The 25509-nt window shown below is 59.0% G+C and carries 24 protein-coding genes, 1 tRNA gene and 1 pseudogene; 13 read left to right on the top strand and 13 right to left on the bottom strand.

Annotation, left to right across the window (positions count from 1 at the left end):
* Positions 1 to 9: 9 nt before the first annotated feature.
* From ACORQT_RS09110 to ACORQT_RS09095, 4 genes are read right to left on the bottom strand one after another with little or no spacing between them, the layout of a single operon-like run.
* Positions 10 to 408: a VOC family protein gene (locus ACORQT_RS09110; RefSeq protein ID WP_033642666.1), complete on the bottom strand. Its 399-nt coding sequence runs from the start codon at positions 406 to 408 to the stop codon at positions 10 to 12.
* Positions 399 to 827, bottom strand: a complete 429-nt coding sequence (locus tag ACORQT_RS09105; protein WP_164057159.1) for a YeeE/YedE family protein — start codon at positions 825 to 827, stop codon at positions 399 to 401. The genes ACORQT_RS09110 and ACORQT_RS09105 overlap by 10 nt, the downstream gene beginning before the upstream one ends.
* A gap of 2 nt (positions 828 to 829) precedes the next feature.
* Complete coding sequence (locus tag ACORQT_RS09100) at positions 830 to 1264, bottom strand: YeeE/YedE family protein (protein ID WP_033642664.1); 435 nt, start codon at positions 1262 to 1264, stop codon at positions 830 to 832.
* Positions 1254 to 1571, bottom strand: coding sequence for an ArsR/SmtB family transcription factor (locus ACORQT_RS09095; RefSeq protein WP_069100846.1), 318 nt, complete (start codon positions 1569 to 1571; stop codon positions 1254 to 1256). Before ACORQT_RS09095 ends, ACORQT_RS09100 begins: the two co-directional genes overlap by 11 nt.
* 137 nt (positions 1572 to 1708) lie before the next feature.
* Here ACORQT_RS09095 and ACORQT_RS09090 point away from each other — a divergent pair, with 137 nt between their 5' ends.
* A complete protein-coding gene (locus ACORQT_RS09090) occupies positions 1709 to 2509 on the top strand; it encodes an AraC family transcriptional regulator (protein ID WP_033642662.1) in 801 nt (266 codons plus the stop codon).
* On the opposite strand, the gene leuA is transcribed toward ACORQT_RS09090, so the two are convergent.
* Positions 2460 to 4148: a 2-isopropylmalate synthase gene (gene leuA / locus ACORQT_RS09085; RefSeq protein WP_046686841.1), complete on the bottom strand. Its 1689-nt coding sequence runs from the start codon at positions 4146 to 4148 to the stop codon at positions 2460 to 2462. The genes ACORQT_RS09090 and leuA overlap by 50 nt on opposite strands.
* Positions 4149 to 4357: 209 nt before the next feature.
* On the opposite strand from leuA, the gene ACORQT_RS09080 reads away from it, so the two are divergent.
* Together ACORQT_RS09080 and ACORQT_RS09075 are read left to right on the top strand one after the other, a co-directional pair.
* Positions 4358 to 4735, top strand: a complete 378-nt coding sequence (locus ACORQT_RS09080) for a MysB family protein (protein ID WP_015377419.1) — start codon at positions 4358 to 4360, stop codon at positions 4733 to 4735.
* A 33-nt stretch (positions 4736 to 4768) separates the two neighbouring features.
* On the top strand, positions 4769 to 5314 hold the full coding sequence (locus tag ACORQT_RS09075; protein ID WP_046686840.1) for a GNAT family N-acetyltransferase: 546 nt from the start codon (positions 4769 to 4771) through the stop codon (positions 5312 to 5314).
* A gap of 6 nt (positions 5315 to 5320) precedes the next feature.
* Here ACORQT_RS09075 and ACORQT_RS09070 read toward each other — a convergent pair whose 3' ends face one another.
* From ACORQT_RS09070 to mdoG, 3 genes are all read right to left on the bottom strand, one after another.
* Positions 5321 to 5518 carry a YceK/YidQ family lipoprotein gene (locus tag ACORQT_RS09070; protein WP_046688460.1) on the bottom strand — a complete coding sequence of 66 codons (198 nt, stop codon included), beginning with the start codon at positions 5516 to 5518 and terminating at the stop codon, positions 5321 to 5323.
* A 210-nt stretch (positions 5519 to 5728) separates the two neighbouring features.
* Positions 5729 to 8287, bottom strand: coding sequence for a glucans biosynthesis glucosyltransferase MdoH (mdoH, locus tag ACORQT_RS09065; protein ID WP_033650723.1), 2559 nt, complete (start codon positions 8285 to 8287; stop codon positions 5729 to 5731).
* On the bottom strand, positions 8280 to 9848 hold the full coding sequence (gene mdoG, locus ACORQT_RS09060; protein WP_169539530.1) for a glucans biosynthesis protein MdoG: 1569 nt from the start codon (positions 9846 to 9848) through the stop codon (positions 8280 to 8282). Before mdoG ends, mdoH begins: the two co-directional genes overlap by 8 nt.
* 258 nt (positions 9849 to 10106) lie before the next feature.
* On the opposite strand from mdoG, the gene mdoC reads away from it, so the two are divergent.
* The 5 genes from mdoC (at position 10107) to ACORQT_RS09035 (ending at position 15375) form a co-directional block, all read left to right on the top strand.
* Positions 10107 to 11237, top strand: coding sequence for a glucans biosynthesis protein MdoC (gene mdoC, locus ACORQT_RS09055; protein ID WP_047026307.1), 1131 nt, complete (start codon positions 10107 to 10109; stop codon positions 11235 to 11237).
* Positions 11238 to 11454: 217 nt separating this feature from the next.
* Positions 11455 to 12471: an acyltransferase family protein gene (locus tag ACORQT_RS09050; protein WP_164057161.1), complete on the top strand. Its 1017-nt coding sequence runs from the start codon at positions 11455 to 11457 to the stop codon at positions 12469 to 12471.
* A gap of 302 nt (positions 12472 to 12773) precedes the next feature.
* A complete protein-coding gene (locus ACORQT_RS09045) occupies positions 12774 to 12998 on the top strand; it encodes a hypothetical protein (protein WP_033650720.1) in 225 nt (74 codons plus the stop codon).
* A gap of 283 nt (positions 12999 to 13281) precedes the next feature.
* Positions 13282 to 15003: a potassium/proton antiporter gene (locus ACORQT_RS09040; RefSeq protein WP_004927894.1), complete on the top strand. Its 1722-nt coding sequence runs from the start codon at positions 13282 to 13284 to the stop codon at positions 15001 to 15003.
* 243 nt (positions 15004 to 15246) lie between these two features.
* Positions 15247 to 15375, top strand: a complete 129-nt coding sequence (locus ACORQT_RS09035) for a hypothetical protein (RefSeq protein WP_033642652.1) — start codon at positions 15247 to 15249, stop codon at positions 15373 to 15375.
* A gap of 60 nt (positions 15376 to 15435) precedes the next feature.
* Here ACORQT_RS09035 and ACORQT_RS09030 read toward each other — a convergent pair whose 3' ends face one another.
* From ACORQT_RS09030 to cho, 5 genes are all read right to left on the bottom strand, one after another.
* Positions 15436 to 15567, bottom strand: coding sequence for a hypothetical protein (locus ACORQT_RS09030; protein WP_015377413.1), 132 nt, complete (start codon positions 15565 to 15567; stop codon positions 15436 to 15438).
* Positions 15568 to 15636: 69 nt separating this feature from the next.
* Entirely contained in the window at positions 15637 to 16140 is a 504-nt protein-coding gene (locus tag ACORQT_RS09025) for a YlaC family protein (RefSeq protein WP_033642651.1), read from the bottom strand.
* Between the two features lie 123 nt (positions 16141 to 16263).
* Positions 16264 to 16563 (bottom strand): sigma-S stabilization anti-adapter protein IraP, encoded by a 300-nt coding sequence (locus ACORQT_RS09020; RefSeq protein ID WP_033642650.1) that lies wholly within the window; start codon positions 16561 to 16563, stop codon positions 16264 to 16266.
* A 186-nt stretch (positions 16564 to 16749) separates the two neighbouring features.
* Positions 16750 to 16846: transfer RNA gene (locus ACORQT_RS09015), tRNA-OTHER, on the bottom strand.
* A 112-nt stretch (positions 16847 to 16958) separates the two neighbouring features.
* On the bottom strand, positions 16959 to 17807 hold the full coding sequence (cho, locus tag ACORQT_RS09010; RefSeq protein ID WP_033644249.1) for an excinuclease Cho: 849 nt from the start codon (positions 17805 to 17807) through the stop codon (positions 16959 to 16961).
* Positions 17808 to 18023: 216 nt separating this feature from the next.
* Here cho and ACORQT_RS09005 point away from each other — a divergent pair.
* The 5 genes and pseudogenes from ACORQT_RS09005 (at position 18024) to ACORQT_RS08985 (ending at position 25474) form a co-directional block, all read left to right on the top strand.
* Positions 18024 to 19228 (top strand): annotated as a pseudogene (locus ACORQT_RS09005) (efflux RND transporter periplasmic adaptor subunit).
* Positions 19225 to 21162, top strand: coding sequence for a MacB family efflux pump subunit (locus ACORQT_RS09000; RefSeq protein WP_164057162.1), 1938 nt, complete (start codon positions 19225 to 19227; stop codon positions 21160 to 21162). The pseudogene ACORQT_RS09005 and the gene ACORQT_RS09000 overlap by 4 nt, the downstream one beginning before the upstream one ends.
* Before the next feature lie 3 nt (positions 21163 to 21165).
* A complete protein-coding gene (locus ACORQT_RS08995) occupies positions 21166 to 22533 on the top strand; it encodes a TolC family protein (protein ID WP_147880252.1) in 1368 nt (455 codons plus the stop codon).
* Positions 22534 to 22946: 413 nt separating this feature from the next.
* Positions 22947 to 24449, top strand: a complete 1503-nt coding sequence (gene proP / locus ACORQT_RS08990) for a glycine betaine/L-proline transporter ProP (protein WP_025302375.1) — start codon at positions 22947 to 22949, stop codon at positions 24447 to 24449.
* A gap of 98 nt (positions 24450 to 24547) precedes the next feature.
* Positions 24548 to 25474, top strand: coding sequence for a LysR family transcriptional regulator (locus ACORQT_RS08985; protein ID WP_108680431.1), 927 nt, complete (start codon positions 24548 to 24550; stop codon positions 25472 to 25474).
* Positions 25475 to 25509 lie beyond the last annotated feature (35 nt).

Here is a 25509-nt window from a genome sequence, read left to right as displayed (position 1 = left end):
CCGGTTTTTTTATGCCTGCCAGGCCTGATGTTGCAATACCACCCGGTAGCCATCAGGATCTTCAAAGGTTTGCCCCGCCCGATCCCAATAGGGATTATAGGCGGCGACCGATAAGAATCCCGCCGCCCGCATCCGCTCACACGCGGCCCGCCATTCGTTCTCATCCGGCAGATAAAATACCAGCAGATGATCCTGCGTCGGCGCCTGCCCGACCCGTACCCCGCGATGCTGCGTGAACTCCAGATGGTAGGCATGCTGCGGATGCCCGATCATCATGCCGTCGAACCCCTGATGATCGACAAACTCGCCCAGCTTTTCGAACCCCAGCCCGCGGCAATACAGCGTAGCAATCTCTTGCAACCGATCGGTCGGGCGCGCGATGCGCAACACCGCTTTGGCTATCGACATGTCCTCCTCTTCCTCATGATAACGTCATACAGCGCCATGCCCGCCAGCATTGCCAGCAGGAACGGCCATACCCGGCTTATCTCCGCCCCGGCCAACACCCAGGCTGGACCGGGGCAAATACCCGCGATGCCCCAGCCGATGCCGAACAGCGCGCTGCCCGCCAGCAAACGACGATCCAGACGCCCGGCGGCCGGGATCTGCAGCGTTTCCCCCAACAGGCTACGCTCTCGTCGCCTCGCCCACAGGAAGGCCGGCGCCGCCACCGCGATCGCACCAGCCATCACCAACGCCAGCGAGGGATCCCACGCGCCGGTAACGTCGAGAAACGCCAACACTTTGGCCGGATTGGCCATGCCGGCGACGATCAGCCCCAGACCGAAAATGACGCCGCTCAGCAGCGCCAACAGCGTTTTAAGCATTCTCAACCTCCCGCCAGGTGGCGCATCAACCACACGGTCATAAAGCCCAGCAGCATAAACACCGCCGTGGCGGCCAGCGAACGCGGCGCCAACCGTGCGACGCCGCACACGCCGTGCCCGCTGGTGCAACCGCTGCCCAATCGAGTGCCCAATCCCACCAACAGCCCTGCGGCCGCCAGCCCGCCGTTGCCGACCGCGATCTCACCGGACGGCAAAGCCGCAGCGGCAGCATACAGCCAGGGAGAGAGCAGCAACCCGCCAATAAATGCGGCGCGCCAGCCCCGCTCCTGGCCACCGGCACTCAATACACCGCCGGTAATGCCGCTGATGCCGGCGATCCGGCCGTTGAACAGCAGCAGCAGCGCCACCGCGCCGCCGATAATGGCCCCGCCCGCCAGCGCGGAATAAGGCGTGAAGTGTTGCCAGTCAATGGTCATCGCGGTTCTCCGGTTGTGGGCAATAGAGCTGATACAGGGTATGGAGCAGCGCCAGCGCTTTGGCATCGGCCACCGCATAGTAAATCTGCTTGCCGGCGCGCCGGGTGGATACCAACCCTTCCTCCCGCAGCACGCCAAGCTGCTGGGACAGCGTCGGCTGGCGGATATCCAGCGCCTGCGCCAGCTCGCTCACCGCCATCTCGCCCTGACTGAGCCGGCACAGCAGCAGCAGCCGATCTTCGTTGCCCAGGGTGCGCAGCATCGCGCCGGCCTGCGTCGCCGCCTTACGCATCGCGTCAATATCCATTGACCCTCCATCAATATATAAAATTATATAATATTATTTTATAAAGTATTGACGCACAAAGCCACAGGCTGGCGTGAAATAACGCCGCATGGCATGCTGTTTGGTCTTATCCTTTTGCCGCGCGGAGGGCGCCAGCGATGCTGTTTTTTCACGACGTTCTGCCGCCCGATCAGCCTGTCCGGCCGTTAGCCAGGGATTATCATCATGGCGACAGCGAGCCGGAGCACTACCATAACTGCGCGCAGCTGATCCACAGCCTGAGCGGCGTGGTGCAGGTCACTACCCGACTCGGCAGTTGGGTGGTGCCGCCCGGCCGCGGCGTCTGGGTACCGGCGAAAGTGGTGCACAGTCTGCGCATCACCGGCCAGGTAGCGGCCAGGACGTTGTTCATCGATCCGCTGGCGCGCGCCGATCTGCCGGCTCAGTGCCAGGTGGTGCAGGTGTCGCCGCTGCTGCGCGAGCTGATTATCAGCGCGATGGAGATTGCGCCCGGCTACCCCAGTGGCGGGCGCGACGAGCGCATCATGGAGTTGATTCTGGATGAATTACGGGTACTGCCGAGCTTGCCGCTGCACCTGCCCGAGCCGCGCGAGGCCTCGCTGCTCGCCCTGTGCCGCCATATTCAGGCCACGCTGGCGCAGCCCTGGACGCTGGAACAGGCGGCCGAACGCCTCAATGTCAGCGGACGCACCCTGTCGCGGCGCTTCCAGCGAGAAACCGGGCTGCGTTTTGGCGATTGGGTGCGACGCGCCCGTTTACTGGCGGCGCTGAACGCGCTGGCGATCGGACGTTCGGTGTTGGAAGTGGCGCTGGATCTCGGCTATGACAGCCCCAGCGCGTTCAGCGCCATGTTTCGCCGGGTGCTGGGGGTAGCGCCCAGCGACTATTTCAGCCGGGCCGCGCCGACGTTGACGCCAGATAGCGCCCGGCGACGTTGAACAACGCCTGCAGCGAAGCGCTGGCGGAGTCGACGTCGATGCCAACGCCGTAGCTCGCCTCGCCGTGCGGCAAAACGCAGCGAATGTAAGCCACCGCTCGGCTGTCGCTCTGATGCCCCAGCGTATGCTCGTGGTAATCTTCGATAGCCAACGGTAAACCGAAGCGTTGGCGCAGCGCATCCACCGCGCTGGAAAGCAGGCCGTTGCCGGCCCCCTGCAGCTGCAGAGGCTCCCCCTGCCAGGCGACTCGCGCGTTGAAACTGTACGCTTCCACGCCGTGACTTTCCGTTTGATAGCTCAACAGCTGCAAGCGCGGCTGCTCCACCAGCCCGTAAGTGTCGCGGAATAAGCGCCACAGCTGCGCGACGCTCATTTCCTTACCGCTGCCGTCGGTCGCCCGCTGGACCACCTGGCTGAAATCAATCTGCAGACCGCGCGGCAACGCCAGCCCATGGTTCTGCTCCAACAGCCAGGCGGCGCCGCTTTTGCCGGACTGGCTGTTAACCCGGATCACCGCCTCATAGCTGCAGCCGACATCGGCGGGATCGAGCGGCAGGTAAGGCACCTGCCACCAGCCATCTTGCCGCTGCCGTTGCGCGGCGAAGCCTTTCTTGATCGCATCCTGATGCGATCCGGAGAAGGCGGTAAACACCAACTCACCGGCATAAGGATGGCGAGGATGTACCGGCAGCTGATTGCACTGCTCCACCACCTCCACCACCTGCTTCAAGCGGCTGAAGTCCAGGCCCGGCGCCACGCCCTGGGTATAGAGATTCAACGCCAGCGTGACCAGATCAACGTTGCCGGTACGCTCGCCGTTGCCGAACAGGCAGCCTTCGACCCGATCGGCGCCGGCCAGCAGCGCCAGCTCGGCGCAGGCGACGCCGGTGCCGCGATCGTTATGCGGGTGCACGCCGATCGTCACATCAGCGCGACGGCTGAAGTGGCGACAGAACCATTCGATCTGATCGGCATACACGTTGGGCGTACTCACTTCCACCGTCGCCGGCAGGTTGATGATCATCGGCCGCTGTGCCCCCGGTTGCCAAACATCCGCCACCGCTTCGCAGATCTCCAGCGCGAACGCCAATTCGGTAAAGCAGAAGGTTTCCGGCGAATATTCGAAGCACCAGACGGTATCGGGCTGCGCCTCGCAATGCCGGCGAATGCGCCGCGCGCCGTTCACCGCCAGCGCCACGGTAGCCGCCTTATCCTGGCGGAACACGATGTCGCGAAACATCGGCGCCGTGGCGTTATACAGATGCACGATAGCCCGCGGCGCCCCCTGCAGCGCCTCGAAGGTGCGGTCGATCAGATCGTCGCGCGACTGCGTCAGCACCTGAATGGTGACATCGTCCGGGATCAGCCGCTCGTCGATCAGGGCGCGCACAAAGTCGAAGTCCGTTTGCGACGCCGAAGGGAAAGCCACCTCAATCTCTTTGAAACCGCACTGCAACAGCAGCTGATAGAACTCGCGCTTGCGCGCGTTATCCATAGGCTCCGCCAGCGCCTGGTTGCCGTCGCGCAGATCGCTGGAGCACCAGCGCGGCGCCTGTCGCAGGGTACGCGAAGGCCACTGGCGATCCGGTAACGTCACCGGCGGGAACGGTCGGTATTTGCTTGAAGGGTCGATTAACATGGGCTTCTCCTGATGCCTGAGTGAACGATACCGTCATTATTTCCCGCCTCCGCGCCTGCTTCTCCCGCTTTGCGGACAACCGTCGTCGCAGAGCGGACAACAAAAAAATTTGCATCCTGCGCCAGTGAGACAACAATTAGTTTTGACGTTTCCCCCACCGCGCCGGCAGCACGCCGGACGCTTTACTCTCATTGTCAACGGAGGCGAACATGAGCCTGTATGCAACCCTGGAAGAAGCCATCGAGGCCGCACGCGAAGAGTTTCTCGACACCGCCGAAGGCGGCGGCGGTGACGAACCGCCGGTGCCGCAGCAGTTCAATCTGCAAAAGTACGTGATGCAGGATGGCGACACGATGTGGCAGGCGGAGTTCTTCGAAGAAGAAGGCGAGGCGGTGGAATGCCTGACGCTGCGCAGCGGTGCGGCGGCGCAGGCGATCTTCGACGGTGACTACGACGAGGTGGAAATCACCGCCGAGTGGATAGACGAAAACACCCTGTACGAATGGGAGGAAGGCGACTTCCAGCTCGAGCCGCCGTTGGATACCGAAGAAGGCCAGGCCGCCGCCGATGAGTGGGATGAACGTTAACCCGCACGACGCTTTGAACGCCAAGGAGGCAGCATGAACATTCGCCAGGCCCGCCCCACCGACTACCCCGCCATTTTGCAGCTGCAGGCGGAAAACGTGCCGGAAGCGCTCGATGAGCGCCAAAAACGGCAGGGATTTATCGTATCGCGCATGAATGAGGCGCAGCTGACGGCGATCAACCGCGGCATCGGCATATGGGTGGCGGAACAGGAGGGCCAACTGGCGGGGTTCGTTTGCCTGATGCCCGCCGACGCGCAGCCGCGGCCGCCGGTGGTGGATGCGATGCTGGCGACGCTCGCCACGCACTCATTCGCCGGACGGCCGCTGAGTGAGCAGCGGGTATTTCTCTACGGCCCGGTCTGCCTCGGCATGGCCTGGCGCGGCAAAGGCGTATTAAAGCGCCTCTACGCCGCAGTCAAAGCGCACACCCGCCATGATTACGACGTGGGCGCACTGTTTATCGACGACGACAATCCGCATTCGTTGGCCGCTCACGTGCAAGGGCTGGGGATGACGGCGCTGGCGCCTTTCCATTGCGGGCAGAAAGGCTACCAGCTGGTGGTGTTCGCCACCCGCTGAGCAGGTTTATTCATAGGGGCCATGCTGCGCATCGAACGGCAGCATAAAGGTGTCCACCACCATCGACAGCGGCACATCTATCACCGTGACGTAACGCCAGGGCGTATCGCGCAAATCCCACTGCACGCCGGGATAGTACTGGTGGCCATGCCCCGCACCGGGCACGGTGCGGCTGATGATGCTGCCGCAACCGGTTAAGACCATCACGCTGGCCGCCACGCAGGCCAGCCGAAGGTAGGAAGAGAGCTTCACGACATTGACTCTGAGCAAAGGGTTGTTTCGCGAGTGAACAACGCATCGGCCGCAGTCTACCACAGTTCCCTTTCTCCACCGGTACCGGCGCGCGTAAGCAAAAGGTAAAAAAACGGGGAACGCGCCATGCGCATTCCCCGTCTGAGCGTTACCGTTCAGCGATTAACGTCGGCCCGTTGGGTGTGCCAGCGGGTTGTGCGGCAACTGCTGATAGTGCTCACGCCAGGCGGCGCCTTCCGGCAGCAGCCAGACGCGCTGGTGCAGACGAGCCAGCGTGACCGGATCGCTCAGCAGTTCCAGACGCTTGCCCTTCACCAGCTTCTCCGGCCCCAGCTGCAACGCTTCGTTTACCCGCTCCTCGCGATTGCGATCGAGCGTCGCGCGCAGGTGGTGACGCGCCGTCGCCAGCGCCGTCGCCAACGCGTTGAAGGACGGGTTGACCACCGCGTGCATAAAGCCGTTGGTCAACGCGCGGTTGCGGTTGAGATGCAGGTACTCTTCCGTCGCCAGCAGCTCACGCGGCGGATTGTACTCTTCCGGGATCAGGAACAGCTTGGCGCGTTTGCTTTTCATGCCCAGCGTCGCGCGGCTCGACAGCACCGACACGAACGGCGACAGGATCAGCGAGAACACGATTGGCGACAGCCACCACAGGAAACGCAGATCCAGCCACGCCATGCCGCCGGCCCACACCAGGCCCAGCAACATCTGCGAGCCATGGCGGCGGAACGCTTCGCCCCACGGCGTGTCGTCGTCGTCACGCTGCGGCGAATTCCACACCACTTCCCAACCGAGGAAGGCGCTCACCACGAACACGGTATGGAACAGCATGCGCACCGGCGCCAACAGCACCGAGAACAGCATTTCCATCAGCATCGAAATGAACAAACGGAACGCGCCGCCATACTCTTTCGCCCCCTTGGCCCAGATCAGCACGATGCTGAGCAGCTTCGGCAGGAACAGCAGCACCAGCGTGGTGGAGAACAGCGCTATCGCCAGCTCGGGCCGCCACTGCGGCCAGACCGGGAACAGCTGCCGCGGCTGCAGGAAGTATTGCGGCTCCATCAGGGTATGCACCACCTGCAATGCGGTGGAGAGCGCCAGGAACATGAACCACAGCGGCGCCGACAGGTAGGACATCACGCCGGTGAGGAACACCGCGCGGTGCACCGGGTGCATGCCCTTCACCAGGAACAGGCGGAAGTTCATCAGGTTGCCGTGGCACCAGCGACGGTCGCGTTTCAGCTCGTCCAGCAGGTTCGGCGGCAGCTCTTCGTAACTGCCCGGCAGATCGTAAGCGATCCACACGCCCCAGCCGGCGCGGCGCATCAGCGCCGCTTCAACGAAGTCGTGCGACAAGATAGAACCGGCGAAGGAGCCCTCGCCCGGCAGCGGCGCCAGCGCACAGTGCTCGATAAACGGCTTCACGCGGATGATGGCGTTATGGCCCCAGTAGTGCGACTCGCCCAGCTGCCAGAAATGCAGACCGGCGGTAAACAGCGGCCCGTAAACGCGGGTAGCGAACTGCTGCACGCGCGCGTACAGGGTATCCATGCCGGACGCCTTCGGCGCGGACTGGATGATGCCGGCGTTCGGGTTGGCTTCCATCAGGCGAACCAGCCCGGTGAGGCATTCGCCGCTCATCACGCTGTCGGCATCCAGGATCACCATGTAGCTGTACTCACCGCCCCAGCGACGGCAGAAGTCGTCGATGTTGCCGCTCTTGCGTTTGACGCGGCGGCGGCGGCGGCGATAGAAGATGCGGCCGTGGCCGTCGACATCGCGGCACAGTTCCATCCACGCCTTTTGCTCGGCCACGCAGATGTCCGGATCGTAGCTGTCGCTCAGCACGTAGATATCGAAGTGTTCCAACTGACCGGTCGCGGCGACGGACTCATAGGTCGCGCGCAGGCCGGCGAACACGCGTTCGACGTCTTCGTTGCAGATCGGCATGATCAGCGCGGTGCGGTGCGCCGGGTTGATCGGCTCATCGCCCTTGATGGTGGAGGAAATGCTGTATTTGTCCTTGCCGATCAGCAGCTGCAGGAAGCCCATCAGCGCGGTCCAGAAACCGGCCGAGACCCAGCAGAACAGCACGGCGAACAGGATCAGAATGCCGGTTTGCAGCACATACGGCAGCAGCTGCAGCACCGACTGCATCAGATCTTGGTCCAGCATGGCGATAGGATCGATCAGCGCCCAGCCCTGGTAAGGCAAGATGGTTTTCATATACCAGGTGGCGATGCCGGTTTGCACCAGCATCAGCACCAGCAGCACATAGCGGCGCATGGAGCCGACGGTACGCCAGCGGTTCTCGGCCTCGGCCTCCTCTTTGGTGGCGTGCCGATTGTGCGGCGACCGCCCCAGCAGAGAATCCCAGAAGCGCGCCACCGGGTTGGTGCGCCAGGCTTCCGGGAACATGGTGGTGCGTTTGATCGGCGGCGTCGCCTTCAGAATGGCGCGCCCTTCGGCGTCGGTATCGAAGTCGTCATCGCTGACCGCATCCGGCCAGGCGCTTTCGATGCGCGGTTTGACCGAGGCCAGCGCCACGTCATCCGCCGACAGGCTATTGACGTTGGCGTCGGCGGCGCCCATCTGCCGATGTAGCGCCTCCAGAGCCTGAGCGTCATCCGCCGTTTTAGGGGTAAGCGCCTCCGACCGCTCGGCGGTCAGAGGCAGCGCCGCAAGATAATCCTGGGCGGGTTGAGTAGGCTTATTCATTGGCAGGTAGCTGATAGCTCCAGGTTTCCGACAGTGTCTTATCGCCATTGACCAGCGCCGCGCGCATTTCTACCGGCTTCTTGTCGTCTTTCACTTTCAGACGCACCGTCAGGCGCCAGCCTTTGGTCACTGGGTTATAGCGGACGTTGTTTTCTACCATTTCACCGTTGTCGCCGATGCTGATCTGAGAAGCGACCGGCGTATTGGCGTCCAGCGCTTTCAGCACCGGGCCGACGAAATCGACCAGGAAGGCGACGCTGCCGTCAGGCTCGCGGATCAGGTTGGACTGCTTCACGTCACCGGTCGAACGCATGGTCCGCGCCACATAGGCGATGTCTTGCGAATGCAGTTTGTCTTCATCGCGGGTGAAGTTCAGACGGTAGCTCAGCGTCAGCGGTTTTTTGGCTTCCGGCAAGGTATCCGGCGTCCAGAACGCGACGATGTTGTCGTTGGTTTCATCCGCCGTTGGGATCTCCACCAGCTCGACCTTGCCTTTGCCCCAGTCGCCTTTCGGTTCGATCCAGGCGCTCGGGCGCAGATCGTAACGATCGTCCAGATCTTCGTACTCTTTGAAGTTGCGACCGCGCTGCAGCAGACCGAAGCCTTTCGGATTCTCAACGGTATAGGTGCTGACGGACAGGTGTTTAGGATTGTTCAGCGGACGCCAGATCCACTCGCCGTTGCCGGCATGGATAGACAGACCGTTGGAATCGTGCAGCGCCGGGCGGTAGTTCAGCGTCGGCGACGGCTGGTTCGGGCCGAACAGGAACATGCTGGTCAGCGGCGCCAGGCCCAATTTGCCCACCTTATCGCGCAGGAACACTTTGGACTCGACGTCCACGGTGGTGTCACGGCCCGGGATCACCGTGAAACGGTAAGCGCCGGTGGCGCGCGGGGAATCCAGCAGCGCGTAGATCACCAGGTGTTTGTCGCCCTGCTTCGGACGCTCAACCCAGAATTCGCGGAAACGCGGGAACTCTTCGCCGGAAGGCAAAGCGGTATCGATAGCCAGGCCACGAGCGGAAAGCCCGTAAACCTGCCCTTTACCCACCACGCGGAAATAGCTCGCGCCCAGCAGGCTCATAATCTCATCGTTTTTGTCGGCGCTGTTGATCGGGTAGAGCACCTTGAAGCCGGCAAAGCCGAGGTTCTTCACTGATTCAGGATCGTGTTTGACCGAGCCGAAGTTGAAGTAATCCGGGCTGTACTTGATCTGTTTTACGCTGGTAGAGGTGACTTCGTTGATTTTCACCGGCGTATCGAAATACATCCCCTGATGATAAAACTCAAGCTTGAAAGGGGTTTTCAGCTTGCTCCAATAGGCTTTATCGTGATTGAACTGAATCTGCTGATAGTCTGCGAACTTCATCTCGCGGAACTGAGAAGGAAGGTTGCTCTTCGGGGCTTCGAAACCTTTCGCAGCCAGATCCTGCGCCTGCTTGGCCACATCATCAATAGAAAAGGCCCATGCCGGCGAACTGAACAGCGTGAACAATACGGTAGCACCTAACCAACGAACGCTCGCGGCGCGTGGTTGTCCGGATAATATATTAACTAGCACATCCCCCCTATTCGTGTGCTCAAATCATTTAAATCCATATTAATGGATTACTCAGCTTTCCGACAACATGATAAATGGATGGTTCATGTTTACGGCTCATTGTTTAAGCAGCTGATGGAGCACCAGCGTAGCAAGCCGCGCAACAAGACGCTATGGAAAAATGCGAGGGGCTATAGTAGGGTTCCGGATAACAATTTAACGTTTGACGACTTATTAAGCGTGTTAATGAGCACCCGATTAAATCACCAGCGGTAATCTATGACTAAAGGCAGCAAACAGCGCGAGTTTTTCCTCGATTCGATCCGAGCCTATTTGATGCTGCTCGGCATTCCGTTTCACCTTTCCCTGATTTATTCCAGCCACGTCTGGGCGGTGAACAGCGCGTCGCCCTCCTTCTCACTCACGGTGCTGAACGACTTCATCCACGCCTTCCGCATGCAGGTGTTCTTCGTGATTTCCGGCTACTTCTCCTACATGCTCTACGAGCGTTACGAGCGCCATCAGTGGCTGAAGGTCAGGCTGGAGCGGGTGGCGATCCCGCTGTTGAGCTCCATCCCGCTAATTACGGTGCCGCAATTTTTCATGCTGAAATATTTCACCGATAAATTAAACGGCTGGGACGAGTTTTCTCTCTATCAGAAAATAAATGTAACAGTTTGGGAATTGGTGTCTCATCTGTGGTTCTTATTGACCCTGTCATTGTTAACCTTCGCCTGCTTTTATCTGTTCCGCAAAATCAAGCGTCAAACCCGCGAGCCTATTCCAGCGTTAATAAACAGAATGCGTGGATTAGGAAACATCTCACTGTGTTTCTTTATTTATGCGGTATGCTACTCGGCCGCGCACCGTATTATTTTAATTTTCGCGCCGCAGCTATTATCCAATGGCCTGTTCAATTTCGTGGTGATGGAGACGATGTTCTACCTGCCGTTCTTCATCCTCGGCGCCTATGCGTTTAAGTATGTGTGGCTTAAAGAGATTTTCCTGCGCCGTTCGCCGCTGGCGCTGCTCGGCTCGCTGCTGCTGTTTATCGCATATATGCTGAACCAGAAACTGTTGGCGCACAGCAGCTATATGTTCGAGCTGGAAGTGGTGATCAAAACCCTAATGGGGATCCTGATGACCAATGTGGTGTTCTCTTTCGGGCATAACCTGCTGAATTATCACTCGCCGCGCATCACCTATCTGGTCAACGCCTCGCTGTTTATATATCTGGTGCACCATCCGTTGACCCTGATATATGGCGCTTTCGTGACGCCTTATATCGGCAACAACCTGTTGGGGTTCTTGCTGGGCCTGCTGTTTGTGTTCTCGCTGGCCTTCGCTTTATATGAGCTGCACAAACGCATCCCGGTGCTGCGCTTCCTGTTCTCCGGCAAGCCGCAATAAGGCCTTACGCCATTTCTGGGTGATGAATTATCGCCCAGAAATTAACCGCATCAATGTTATGATCCCTTCCATTACCGCTGCGGCATCGGCAGCAACCTGAGCATTTTCCTAATATTAATCCTAATCCCTGGGACGCATTGCAAAACGGCAACTGCCTGTTACGCTCACTATTGATACTTATAAATTAGTTGCGTTACTTTCTGGGCAAGGTACACATATGAGAGAAGCATGGGTCGATTATGCAAAAGGGATCGGCATCATTCTCGTGGTTTTCGGCCACGTCAACCGCGGTCTATACAGCGCAGGCATTCAACTTCCCGGCTCGTTCTATCAACTGACAGACAGCGTTATCTACAGCTTCCATATGCCGCTGTTTTTCTTCCTTTCAGGTTTGTTTTTTACGCAGTCGCTGGAGAGAAAGGGCAAAACTCGCTTCGTCATCAGCAAGATCGATACCATCGTCTACCCCTACGTGATCTGGTCGCTGCTGCAAGGCTTGGTGGAGGTCTTATTGTCACGTTACACCAATAATCCTTCGAGCCTCGGCGATGTCCTGTCGCTGTTTACGCATCCTCGCGCGCAGTTTTGGTTCTTGTATGCCTTGTTTATGGTCTTTGTGTTAGCAACTTTACTGTATAGCAAAGATGCATACCGTTATCTTCTGCCGGTGTTGATCGTCATCAGCATGGGGCTGTATCTCTACCAAGATAACCTCACCAAAGCCTTCCATTTCGATTACATCACCCGGTTCTTGATCTTCTTCCTGCTTGGCGCTTTGGCCGTTCGTTACGCTTCTCACATCGCCAATCTGGGCTTTGGCTCGCTGTTGGCTTCCCTGTTCGCGTTTATCTCGCTGCAATGGGGATTCCACGGCTATTCCGGCTTGCTGTATACCGATGCAGGAAGTTTCTCCCTGATACTGGCGGTTGAAGCCATCTTCTTCATCGTCACCCTATCGGTTATGTTGGCTAAAACGAAGCTTTTCTGGCTGCGCCGACTCGGTGAATTGAGCATGGTGATCTATTTGATGCATATCCTCGCCACCAGCGGTTTACGCATCATACTGACCAAGTTTCTGCACGTCAGCAATTGGCCGGCGCATGCGATCCTCGGCACACTGGTTGGCTTGAGCGCGCCCATTATCGCTTATCTGCTGATACAGCGCCTGCATCTCAATTTTCTGTTGGAGCGTCCTCGCTTCAATAGCCGTCTGCAAAAAGAAAAAATCTCCTGAGGGCGGTTCCGCCGCCCCTGCCCGCTGTTCCTGACACTATACTTGATGGCGCAACCTGCCGGTTGCGTCTTCTTCCCCATGCCACACAGAGCACACATTGTTCAGCTTTACGTCGTCCGTTAAGGCAAAGTGATACGGCGGCATAGATAACCTGGCCGTTATAACTGCAATGCATAAGTAGAAATCCGGATCCCTGCCTTACGGTAGTGATTGGGCTCAACCCCCGAAGGGCTGCGCGATCGCTTGATTGATTCGATGGCGTTACCTGTCTCTCCCTTCCGTCACGACAGAGAGGATTTTGAATGACCGATAAAAACACCCAGGCTCAGGAAGCCGTAGCGGAAAACGCCACCCTGCTGAAGATCCTCAGCAGGTTGCTGTCCGCGCTGGATGCTTCGATCAGCGGTAAAGAACGCAGCGTTTTGGTCGCTGAGCTCTCCAACTTCAATCTCGACGGCATTTCCGAAGCGGAACGCAAACTGGCCGCCGAGCTGATCAAACGGTCGCTGGAATCGCTCGACCATTAACCCTACCGCGCCTGCAAACCATTAAGCCTGCCTGCGCGGGCTTAATGGTTTTTCCCACCGTGCAAACCCGGCATTATTGCCAAAATCGAAATACAGCAGCCTGATAATGTTGGATAAAAGGTAGAACTTCACCTCTTCCCCTCACTTTCTTAGTTTAATCGCACCAAAGGGTAATAATTGATCGATTGTTTTCGCAATCAGCCTTGGCGTTTTACCCACTAAACACGTTATCATCGAAACACGCGCAGTGCCCCCTATCCCCCAGCCTCAGGAGAACGATATTTTGGATGCCAGCACCATTAACAGCTTGTTCGTCATCGGTGCCGTGCTGGTGGGGGCAAGCATTCTGCTCAGCTCATTTTCTTCCCGGCTCGGCATTCCGATCCTGGTGATCTTCCTCGCGATCGGCATGCTGGCCGGCGTTGACGGCCCCGGCGGCATCGTCTTCAGCAATTACCCGGTCGCTTATCTGGTCAGCAACCTCGCGTTGGCGGTGATCCTGCTCGACGGCGGCATGCGCACCCGGGTCAGCTCGTTCCGCGTGGCGCTGTGGCCGGCACTGTCTCTCGCCACCGTCGGCGTGGTGATCACCGCCGGCCTGACCGGCATGGCCGCCGCCTGGCTCTTCAATCTCGATCTGCTGCAGGGGTTGCTGATCGGCGCCATCATCGGTTCTACCGACGCCGCCGCGGTATTCTCGCTGCTGGGCGGCAAAGGGCTGAACGAACGCGTCAGCGCCACGCTGGAGATCGAGTCCGGTAGCAACGATCCTATGGCGGTATTTCTCACCATCACGCTGATTGCGATGATCGCCGCCGGGGAAACCGCGCTGAGCTGGACCTTCCCGCTGCATCTGATGCAGCAGTTCGGCATGGGCATCGTCTTCGGTCTCGGCGGCGGCTGGCTGCTGCTGACGCTGATTAACCACATCAAGCTGGCGGACGGCCTCTACCCACTGCTGGCGGTAAGCGGCGGCATTCTTATTTTCGCGCTGACCACGGCGCTGGACGGCAGCGGCATTCTGGCGGTGTACCTGTGCGGCCTGCTGCTGGGCAACCGTCCCATTCGCAACCGTCACGGCATCGTGCAAACCTTCGATGGCCTGGCATGGCTCAGCCAGATCGGCATGTTCCTGGTGCTCGGCCTGCTGCTCAACCCGCATGAGCTGCTGCCGATCGCCATCCCTGCCCTGCTGCTGTCGCTGTGGATGATCCTGTTCGCACGCCCGCTGTCGGTGTTTATCGGCCTGCTGCCGTTCCGCAGCTTTACCCTGCGCGAACGCGGCTTTATTTCCTGGGTTGGCCTGCGCGGCGCGGTACCGGTGATCCTGGCGGTGTTCCCGATGATGGCCGGGCTGCCCAACGCCCAGCTGTTCTTTAACGTGGCGTTCTTCGTGGTGCTGGTCTCCCTGCTGCTGCAAGGCACCACGCTGTCGTTCGCCGCCAAAAAGGCCAAGGTGATCGTGCCACCGGCGCTGACGCCGATCTCCCGCGTTGGGCTGGACGTGCACCCGGAAAACCAGTGGGAACAGTTTGTGTATCAACTTTCGGCGGAAAACTGGTGCGTCGGCGCCGCGCTGCGCGAGCTGAAAATGCCGCCCAATACCCGCATCGCCGCCCTGTTCCGCGGCAAAGAGCTGCTGCACCCTAGCGGCAGTACCCGGCTGCGCGAGAACGATATCCTGTGCGTTATCGGCCATGAGCACGATCTGCCGATCCTCGGCAAACTGTTTAGCCAAGCGCCGGCCGTGACGCTCGACGAACGCTTCTTCGGCGACTTTATCCTGCAATCCGACGCCCGTTTAAGCGACATCTCGCAGGTTTATGGCCTCAATCTGCAAGACGATGTCGACGAGCAACAGACGCTGGGGCAGTTCGTCATTCAGCTGATCGGCGGTGAACCGGTGATCGGCGACCAGGTGGAATGGGACGGCCTGACCTGGACCATTGCCGAAATGGAGGGCAATCAGGTCAGCAAGATAGGCGTCAGGATCGTGACCGACTAACGCGGCCGCGTTATCAGATGAGGGAACTTCTGGCCTTAAGAACGTTCTTAATCACTATCATGATGCATGAAGTACGGCGTCGCTGAATTATATCCGTTTGATATAAAAACAATTTAACAGCGGCGCCAACGGGGATTAGGGATGTGAACGGCAAGACTCGATTTCTTTCGGTGATGATGATTATGGCGCTGGGCGTAGCGGCGCTCGATCTCAGCATCGCCGGTTTGGTCCATAGACTTTTAATTGGATAATTTCAACGTGACGCAGCGGGAACAAGAAAAAGACATTCTGGGGAAAATACTGGTGACGGTGTCCGCGCTTTGCCTGATTCTGGTGGCGGCGTTCCTCATCTGGGGATTCATGCTGGACTGATACCGAGGACGCTCAGAGATAAAAAAAACCGCCGCGGCGGTTTTTTTATGGGTCAGGCGATCAGATCTTGCAACCTTCGCAGTCCGCTTCGTCTTCGAGGAATTCAGGGACCTCTTTTACCTTCTGCGCCGCTTTTTCTTCGGCTTTCGCCAGTTCGGCATCGATATCAAAATCGAAAATATCATCACTCATCGCTTGGTCCTCATTCTGCTTCGCGTTCAAACGCTGAGTATAATCGACAAGCCGCCGGCCGGAAACCTTTCAGTTTGCCGCCGCCAGCTGCGGTGGCTCATCCTGAGGCTTTTTTCCGTAGGCCATGTCGTACACGTCGTAGAAGTCGATTTCGCCCTTGTTGCCGATGATCACCCGCATCTTCTGTTTCAGCGCGGCGCCGATGGACGGCTCATCCAGCAGCTGCTGCACCGCATAAGGCGACAGCGCGCGGGTGAAGTACCACTCGCCGTTATAGCACACCCGCAGATCCAGCACCCCGATGTCTTCAAAGCGGTAGACCGGCCGGATCTCTATCAGCAGCATGGCGAACATGAACAGCACAAAGGCGGTGAAGCCGAGGAAGGCATACATCCCCATGTACGGCACCTGATACATCACGGCGATCACCGCGAAGTAACCGGCGAACATGGCAAGGCACAAATAGCGGTGAGTGCGGGCGAATTCGCTGTTGAAGCGCGGCTTGCCGTCGCGCCCTTCGCGCCGATTGATCTGTTCAATCTCTTTAACCAAGATGCTTTTAATCGCGTCCATCGTTACAACCTTATGCTGGAAACAGCATTGCCATCAAATCTCACCGCTAAAAGTAACACAAGTACAGTTTTGCCAGGTAGATCAGTTAACCAACTTAATGGCGGCAACTGTTATAGTTCGGCTTCAGCGTGGTTGAGCGGCTTTGCCTTGCGCAAACATGAACATGCGCTGGGCTACGTCGTCGGCCTGTTTGATTTTCTGCTTTTGCGGTTCGTTGCTGCGTTGAATGGCGCGGGCGTAGGCGATTTCATGGGCCTGATCGATCATCGCGATGATGCGATCACGTTCAGTCTTCTCCATATTGCCCAACATGGTGGTGATAATCGCCTGGTAAGCGTTGGACGCGGCGGTCAGCGCCTTCTCTCTCGCCTCGAGGGCGGCGACGCGTTGCAAGAGTTCCTGCAGTTGCTCGGAGTGGGACATATCGACCTCCTGTTGCCGGGCAGCAAGCCTGCCTGATTACAGTTTAGCAAAGGATCGAGAGAGAAAGAGGAAGGAAAGCCAGCGGTTACGGTAAAGCACACCCGAAAATCCCAACGAGGAGCCGATAGTGCAAATCAACCCGGGTGCGCTTTACGGTAAGCGCGATGAGATGAAGTGAAAGAAAGCTGGCGCGCTATGCAGGACTCGAACCCGCGTCTATCAATTTTCAAGCCAAAACAAGCCATTATAAAACCAATCACTCTGCCAACTGAGTTAATAGCGCGTTCCTTCGCTTCGGGGCGTTATTATCCATAACAACATTATGGACTCAAGCTTTTTTAGCATAATGCCCTGATTTTACGGATAAGTCTTAGGTTATCGCCAGCGTTATGGCCTTACGGCAGCTCAATAATCGGGTAATCGCCGGCGATAAGCGGCTTGCACAAAATCTTGTAGCCATCGCTGTCGAAATGGCTGGCCGCGCTCTGTAGCCGCTCCGCCTGCGCCAGATTGCCGACCGAGCCCAGATAAAACCAATTGTGGATCACATGGTACTGACGCAGCGTCTCGCCCTGCTCCTCCAGCGCCACGCGCCCGGCGAACGGCCAACAGGTGATACGCAGCTGCTCAAGCGCCGCGCTGAGCCGCAGCGCATGCTCCTGCGCCGACTCCACGCCACAGCAGGCGCCCGCGCACTTGCGCAGGCTGTAGCGGAAACAGGCTCGCCCCGCCGGCAGCTTGTCGATCCCCAGCTTGCCGTAACATAAACGATGCTCGTCGGCGATGGCGCGCAGCTTTTCCAGCGCGGCGTGGCGATTGGCAAACAACCCGTAGAGATGGGGCGTGACGGCGAAGTCGATCTCTTTGGCGTGAGCAATCGTCACCGCATCTGCCTGCAAGCGCAGCGCGCACAGCTGTTTCGAGCGCCGCAGACGTTTGTTGAACAGCGGCTGTTGTTGTTTGATCAACTGCGCCTCCAGCAGCAATGCGCCCAACTCACCGGCGGTCTCGATAAAGCTGATGCGTCGGGTTTGGCGCAGCATTTTAGCCTCGTCCTGCGCGCGGAAGTGCGCCATCACCCGGCTGCGTATATTGACGCTTTTACCGATGTAAAGCGGCAGGCTCTCGCTTTGACCGTGAAACACATACACGCCCGGCCCTTTAGGCAACGGCGCCAGGCAGGCGCGCAGGTGCTCCGGGTATTGATAAATGTCGAGTTCTGGCTCGAGGCGGTTTGGCATCATGGCGGTGGCATTATCCTGCTGATGAATGAATACTGGTTTTTTACCCAGTATAACGCCCAACGCAGCCGGTTGCACACCCGGCGGATAATAACTCACCGTGATCTTTAACGGGAAAGCCTTTACTATCCCCTTTCCAGCGGGAAAGCGCCTCACGTTTAGCGCCAGTTCAAGCTGGCGCTGCCATGATGGCAGACTGGAACCGCCGCTTTTATCGTTATGGAAAACCTGGGTATGTCATCACTGAAACTCCCCTCCCGCCGTCTGGCGTTGATCGCCGCCATCGTTTTCATCGCCGTCGCCGTCGCGCTGGCCATCTTTTGGCAACGCCCGCCGCAGCAGGATTACGTTACCGCGCCGGCCCGTCTGGGCGATATCGAAAACGCCGTGCTGGCCACCGGGCGGCTGGATGCCATCGAACGCGTCAACGTCGGCGCCCGCGTCTCCGGCGAAGTCAAATCGCTGAAGGTCAAGCTGGGCGATCGCGTCACCAAAGGGCAACCGATCGCCGACATCGACGATCTGCAACAGCGCAACGATCTGCGCAACGCCGAAGCGGCGCTGAACGTAGTCAAAGCCAATATGTTAGCCAAACAGGCCTTGCTGAAACAGGCGGAGTCGCGTTTCAAACGCCAGCGCCGCATGCTGAACGACGAAGCCAGTTCTCGGGAAGACTTCGAGACCGCCGAAGCCTCGCTCGCCACCACTCGTGCCGATCTGCAGGCGCTCAATGCGCAGTTGGTGCAATCGCAGATCGAAGTCGAGAAGAAAAAATCGATCTGGGCTATACCCGCGTGGTTGCGCCGATGGACGGCATTGTTATCGCCGTGGTCACGCAGCAGGGACAAACGGTCAACTCCAGCCAAAGTGCGCCGACCATCGTCAAGCTGGCGCGGCTGGATATGATGACCATCAAGGCGCAGATCTCCGAAGCCGACATCACCCGCATTTCGCCGGGACAAAAGGCTTACTTCACTATTTTCTCCGATCCGGATAAGCGCTACGACGCCACGCTGCGCACCATCGAGCTGGCACCGGAATCGGTGATGAAAGACGACTCACTCGCCGGCACCAGCTCCGCTTCCGGCTCCGGCACCTCGAACGCCTCGGTCTATTACAACGCGCTGCTGGACGTGCCAAACCCGGAAAACCGCCTGCGCATCGCCATGACCGCGCAGGTGTCCTTGCTGCTCGGCGACGCGAAGAACACCCTGCTGGTGCCGATCCAGGCGGTGCATAAAATCGATGGCAAAGAGCAGCAGGTGCAGGTGCTGACCCAGGACCAGCGGTTGGAAACGCGCAAAGTGACCACCGGCATCACCAACAATGTCGACATTCAGATCCTCAGCGGCCTGAAAGCCGGTGAAACCGTGGTGCTGTCGCAGCCCGCCGCCAAATCGGCTGAGGATGGCATCTTCCTGTGAACGCGATCATCGAACTAAAAGGCATCAGCCGAACGTACACCAACGGCGGTCAAGCGTTAACGGTGTTGAAAGACATCGATCTGACCATCGCCGCCGGCGAGCTGGTGGCGATCATTGGCGCCTCCGGTTCCGGCAAATCGACGCTGATGAACATCATGGGCTGCCTCGACGTGCCGGATCGCGGCGATTACTGCATCAGCGGCCAGAACGCCGCCCACCTGTCGCCGGACGAATTGGCCCGCCTGCGCCGCGAACATATCGGTTTTATCTTCCAGCGCTATCACCTGATGCCCGATCTCAGCGCGCTGGGCAACGTCGAAATACCGGCCATCTACGCCAACGCCCGGCGCGATCAGCGTCGGCAGCGGGCGGCGCAATTGCTGGCGCGGTTGGGGCTTGAGGGACGAGAAGATCACAAACCCGGCCAGCTTTCCGGCGGCCAACAGCAGCGCGTCAGCATCGCCCGCTCCCTGATCAACGGCGGTGAGATCATCCTGGCGGACGAACCGACCGGCGCGCTGGACACCCAATCCGGCCAGGAAGTGCTGGCGATCCTGAGCGAACTGAATCAGCGCGGCCACACCGTGGTGATCGTCACCCACGATATGAAAGTGGCGCAACATGCGCAGCGCGTCATCGAACTGCAAGACGGCAAGATCATCGCTGACAGCGGCCGCAAGTCGGCGTCCGGCTCATCGTTGCCGCCGCCGAACCGCAGCCGGCAAAGCGGCTGGCAACGCCTGATCGACCGTACCCGCGAATCGCTGCACATGGCGTTGAAAGCGATGAACGCTCATCGTCTGCGCACCGCGCTGACCATGACCGGCATCATCTTCGGCATCGCCGCCGTGGTCACGGTAGTGGCGCTGGGCGAAGGCGCCAAACAGCGCACGCTGGAAAACCTCAAAGATCTCGGCACTAACGTGGTAAGCATCTATCCGGGCCGCGATTTCTTCGACGACGCCATCGACAGCATCCGCACCCTGGTGCCGGCCGATGCCGACGCGCTGGCGCAGCAAAGCTTCGTCGACAGCGTCAGCCCGGAAGTAGACGCTTCCGACAGCATCCGTTTTCGCAGCAAATCCGCCACCGCCTCGATCACCGGCGTCGGACGCGACTATTTCCGCGTTAACGGCGTCGAGCTGTTACAAGGCGTGACTTTCCGCGACGATCGTAATGCGCTGCAGGAAGTGATCATCGACGACAATGCGCGCCAGGCGCTGTTCGGCGATTTCGGCGTCGAGCCGCTCGGCCAGATCGTGTTTCTCGGCTCGGTGCCGGCCCGGGTGATCGGTGTGGCGAAAAGCAATCGCAACTACGCGCCCAATCGCATCACTGTTTGGATGCCCTACAGCACGGTGATGTATCGCATGGTAGGCAAACCGACGCTCAGCGGCATCACCGTTCGGCTAAAGGACAATGTCGCCAGCGAATCGGCGGTCACCGCTATCACACAGCTGTTGACCCAACGCCATGGCGTAAAAGATTTCCGTTTGTACAACTTCGATAAAATCCGAAAGTCCATCGAACGCACGTCAATGACTTTCAGCCTGCTGATCCTGATGGTGGCGTCCATCGCGCTGGTGATCGGCAGCCTGGGCGTGATGAACATCATGCTGGTCTCGGTGACCGAACGCACCCACGAAATCGGCGTGCGCATGGCGGTCGGCGCGCGGCGCAGCGACATCATGCAACAGTTCATGATAGAGGCGGTGCTGGTCTGTCTGATCGGCGGCGCTTTGGGCATCGCGCTGTCGTTCGCCGCCGGGTCGCTGTTCACCTCGCTGGCGGGCGGCATGTTCACCGCCATCTATTCCTGGCAAGCCGCCGCCACGGCATTTTTCTGTTCAACCTTAATCGGCATGATCTTCGGTTATCTCCCCGCCCGCAAAGCGGCAAGGATGGATCCGGTCGTTTCATTGGCCAGCGAGTAACCCATGAAAATTTTATCTCCCCTGGCGTTAAGCCTCGCCGCCCTGCTCACCGCCGGCTGCGGCAATGCCCTGAAAAGCGACTACCGGGCGCCGCAGGTCAACTATCCTGCGGGGTGGCAATACGCTGCCGACAACGCCGCGCCGACGCCGTTCGACTGGCGCGATTTCCACGATCCCGAGCTCGATCGTTGGCTGCAACAGGTGATGGCGAGCAATAACGATCTGGCCGCCGCCGTGCTGCGCGTTTACCGCGCGCGGCTCGAGGCGGAACGCGTCGGCATCAGCACCGCGCCTGGCGTCAGCGCCTCATTAGGCAGCAGCATTAATCGCCCGCTGTCCGAGTCCTCCGCGTGGAATAAAACCAGCAACGCGTCGCTCACCACCAGCTATGAGGTCGATCTGTGGGGCAAGCTGGCGCGCCAGCGCGACGCGGCCGAGTGGAGCAGCCAGGCTTCCGTGCAGGATCTGCAGGCGGCGCGCCTGAAGCTGTTGGCCGACGCCGCCGCCAACTACTGGCGCATCGGTTTTCTCAATCAACAAATCAGCGTCAGCCAGGCGAGCATCGCCTATGCCAAAACGACGCTGCGGCTGGCCAACGCCCGTTATCAGGCCGGCAGCATCTCGGCGCTGGACGTAGTGAATGCGGAACAAAACTTGCTGACGCAGGAACGCAGCCTGGTGGCGTTACAACACGATCGTCAACAGGCGCTGAACGAACAGGCGGTGCTGCTGGGCGCGCCATCAGGCCAGGCCACCATCGCGCCCGCGCGCCTGCCGACGACGGCGATGCCGCAGATCAACACCGGCATTCCCGCCAGCGTCCTGAGTCGTCGCCCGGATCTCAGCGCTCAAGAGCTGCGGTTGCGCGCCGCCCTGGCCAACGTCGATGAAAAACGTCTGCAATACTATCCCGCGTTCAGCCTGACCGGTTCACTGGGCACCAGCAGCAGCGCGCTGCTGGAATTCCTGCGCAACCCGACGGGCAGCCTCAGCGCCGGCCTGACGCTGCCGTTCCTGCAGTGGCGGCAAATGGGCGTGGAGATCAAGATCGCCCGCAACGACTATGAACAGCAAGTTCTGGCCTTCAAGCAGGCGCTGTACAAAGCGATGGGCGATGTGAACAACGCGCTGTCACTGCGCACGCAGCTGCTGGCGCAGGAGACGCAGTTGCGCGCCTCACTGGCGTTGGCGCGTAAATCGGAGCGGTTGAACGAGGTGCGTTACCGACAGGGCGCCGTCACCATTACCGACTGGCTGAACGCTCAGGAACAACGCCGTCAGGCGGAACTGGCGGTGGATGAGAACCGCTTCGCGCAGTACCAGAATCTGGCGAAAATCTATCTCGAATTCGGCGGTTCATCGGCGCCGTAATCTCAGCGGCCTGGCCACCCGGCCAGGCGTTTTTTAGCGGCGAACACATCAATTTTTCCTGTTTTATCTCCCGTATTCTCTATACTGGAAACACCATCAATCAGCCGAAAAATCGCCAGATCGCACAATTATCAGACCATTCTCGCACCAAATCGGTGCAAACACTTAAGTTAAACTGCTGGATTTGATCGCCGCAAGATATAACGTTAAGCTATAGATGCAAAATAATTAGTCACCTAAATGACATAACATCGGCATGAGCGACGCTATTTTGTGATCCACATCTCAACTTAAATGTGGATAATGAATCGTCTTGAACCGCGATTCGATTAGCCGATTTGATAACTCGAAAACAACAGTGAACGGAGATTACGCTTTCACGAACAACGAATAATTCATTAAGGGATGATTATATGAAGTTAAGAAAAAAACGACATAAACCGATGCACATTAACGACATCACCATCATCGATGACAGCAAACTCAAGAAGGCCATTACCGCCGCGGCCCTCGGCAACGCAATGGAGTGGTTCGACTTCGGCGTATACGGCTTTGTCGCCTATGCGCTTGGCCAGGTCTTCTTCCCCGGCGCCTCTCCCGGCGTACAAATGATCGCCGCGCTGGCGACCTTCTCCGTCCCCTTCCTGGTGCGTCCGCTCGGCGGTCTGTTCTTCGGCGCCATGGGCGACAAGTTCGGCCGTCAAAAAGTGCTCTCAGTCACCATTATCATCATGGCGGTCAGCACCTTCTGTATCGGCCTGATCCCGTCCTATGCGTCGATCGGCATCTGGGCGCCGATCCTGCTGCTGCTGGCCAAACTGGCGCAAGGCTTCTCCGTCGGCGGTGAATATTCCGGTGCGGCGATCTTCGTCGCCGAATACTCACCGGACCGCAAACGCGGCTTTATGGGCAGCTGGCTGGACTTCGGCTCCATCGCCGGCTTTGTGATGGGCGCAGGCGTAGTGGTGCTGATCTCCAGTATCGTCGGCGAAGCCAACTTCCTCGACTGGGGCTGGCGTATTCCGTTCTTCATCGCCGCGCCGCTGGGCCTGATCGGTCTCTACCTGCGCCATGCGCTGGAAGAAACCCCGGCGTTCCAGCAGCATGTGGACAAGATGGAGAAAGAGGATCGCAACGCCATCGAGAATCCGCCAAAGACCTCGTTCAAAGAGATCGCGGCCAAACACTGGAAAAGTTTGCTGGTGTGCGTCGGTATCGTGATTTCCACCAACGTGACCTATTACATGCTGCTGACTTACATGCCGAGCTACCTGTCGCATAACCTGCACTACTCGGAAGATCACGGCGTTCTGATCATCATCGCCATCATGATCGGCATGCTGTTCGTGCAGCCGGTGATCGGCCTGACCAGTGACCGCATCGGCCGTAAGCCGTTTATCATCGGCGGCAGCATCGGCCTGTTGGCGTTGGCGATCCCGTGCTTCATTCTGATCAACAGCAACGTCATCGGCCTGATTTTCGTCGGCCTGCTGGTGCTGGCGGTGCTGCTCAACTCCTTCACCGGGGTGATGGCCTCCATCCTGCCGGCGATGTTCCCGACGCACATTCGCTACAGCGCGCTGGCGATTTCGTTCAACATTTCGGTACTGATCGCCGGTGCGACGCCGACCGTTGCCGCCTGGCTGGTGGAAGCGACCGGCAACCTGTACATGCCGGCCTACTACCTGATGGTTGTTGCGGTGATCGGTCTTATCACCGGTCTGTACATGAAAGAAACCGCCAACAAGCCGCTACGCGGCGCGACGCCGGCCGCCTCTGACCGCTCCGAGGCAAAAGAGCTGCTGCAGGAAACCTACGACAACATCGAACAGAAAGTCGAGGACATCAACGCGCAGATCGCCGAACTGGAAAAGAAAAAACAGATCCTGATCGACCAGCACCCCAAACTGGACTGATTCGCACTGACAAGCAAAAACCACCCGCCCGGGTGGTTTTTTTTGCCTGGCGTGCACAGAGTGGTAACTTGACCCGGCGGATGCCGAAGGAGAGATGAATGAATCAGTTTCAGGAGATGGCGACCTATATCGCCGTGGTCGAGGCCGCCAACATCAGCGCCGCCGCCCGCCGCTTGGGCACCACCAAGTCGGTGGTCAGCAAACGCATCCAGCAGTTGGAGACGCGCCTTGGGACTGTGCTGTTCGAACGCGGGAAAACGCTTGGGCTGACCGACGCCGGCCATCTGTTCTATCAGCGCGCCGTTCTCATATTAAGCGAAGTGAGCGATGCCGAAGAGTCGGTGCGAACACTGCACGGCCAACTGCAGGGCCCATTGCGGTTAACCGCGCCGATGGCGTTCAGCATCCGCTATCTGGCGCCGCTGTTATCCGCCTTTATGGAACAATACCCGAACCTCAATCTGGACGTGGAGTACAGCGATCGCCTGGCCAATCTGAATCAGGAAAATTTCGACGTCGCCATCCGTATCGGCGCCTTGGCGGATTCCGACCTGATCGCGCAGCGCATCTGCGCCAACCGTCACTTGATTTGCGCCAGCCCAGCCTATCTTGCGCGTCAAGGCACGCCGACGCACCCGCAACACCTGCAACAGCATCAGGGGTTGCTGTATATTCACCGCGAGCCGACCGGCATGCTGCAACTCCCCATCGAAGGCGAGATCCGATCGTTTCGTATCGGCAAACGCCTGCGCACCGATAATGCTTTTCACCTGCTGGCGGCGGCGAAAGCCGGTTTGGGCCTCGCCATCCTGCCCGCATTTATCGCCGCCGACGCGATACGCGCAGGGGAACTGCGCATTGTGCTGGCCGCCTATTCACCCGACGGCGGCGACATTTCCGCCGTCTATCGCCGTTCAAAACGGGCATCCCCCAAGATCAAGGCGCTGGTGGACTTTCTGAGTGAGCACATTGGCCATACGCCCAGTTGGGAAACCGCGCTGTCCCCTTTCCTGACGTCAACCTGAAAGGTTCGTAGAACGCGAACAGCAGGTTCGAATTT

This window comes from Serratia sp. (in: enterobacteria) (assembly GCF_052400455.1).
GTDB classification, from domain to species: domain Bacteria; phylum Pseudomonadota; class Gammaproteobacteria; order Enterobacterales; family Enterobacteriaceae; genus Serratia; species Serratia ureilytica.
This window is presented reverse-complemented; position numbering and strand designations above follow the sequence as displayed.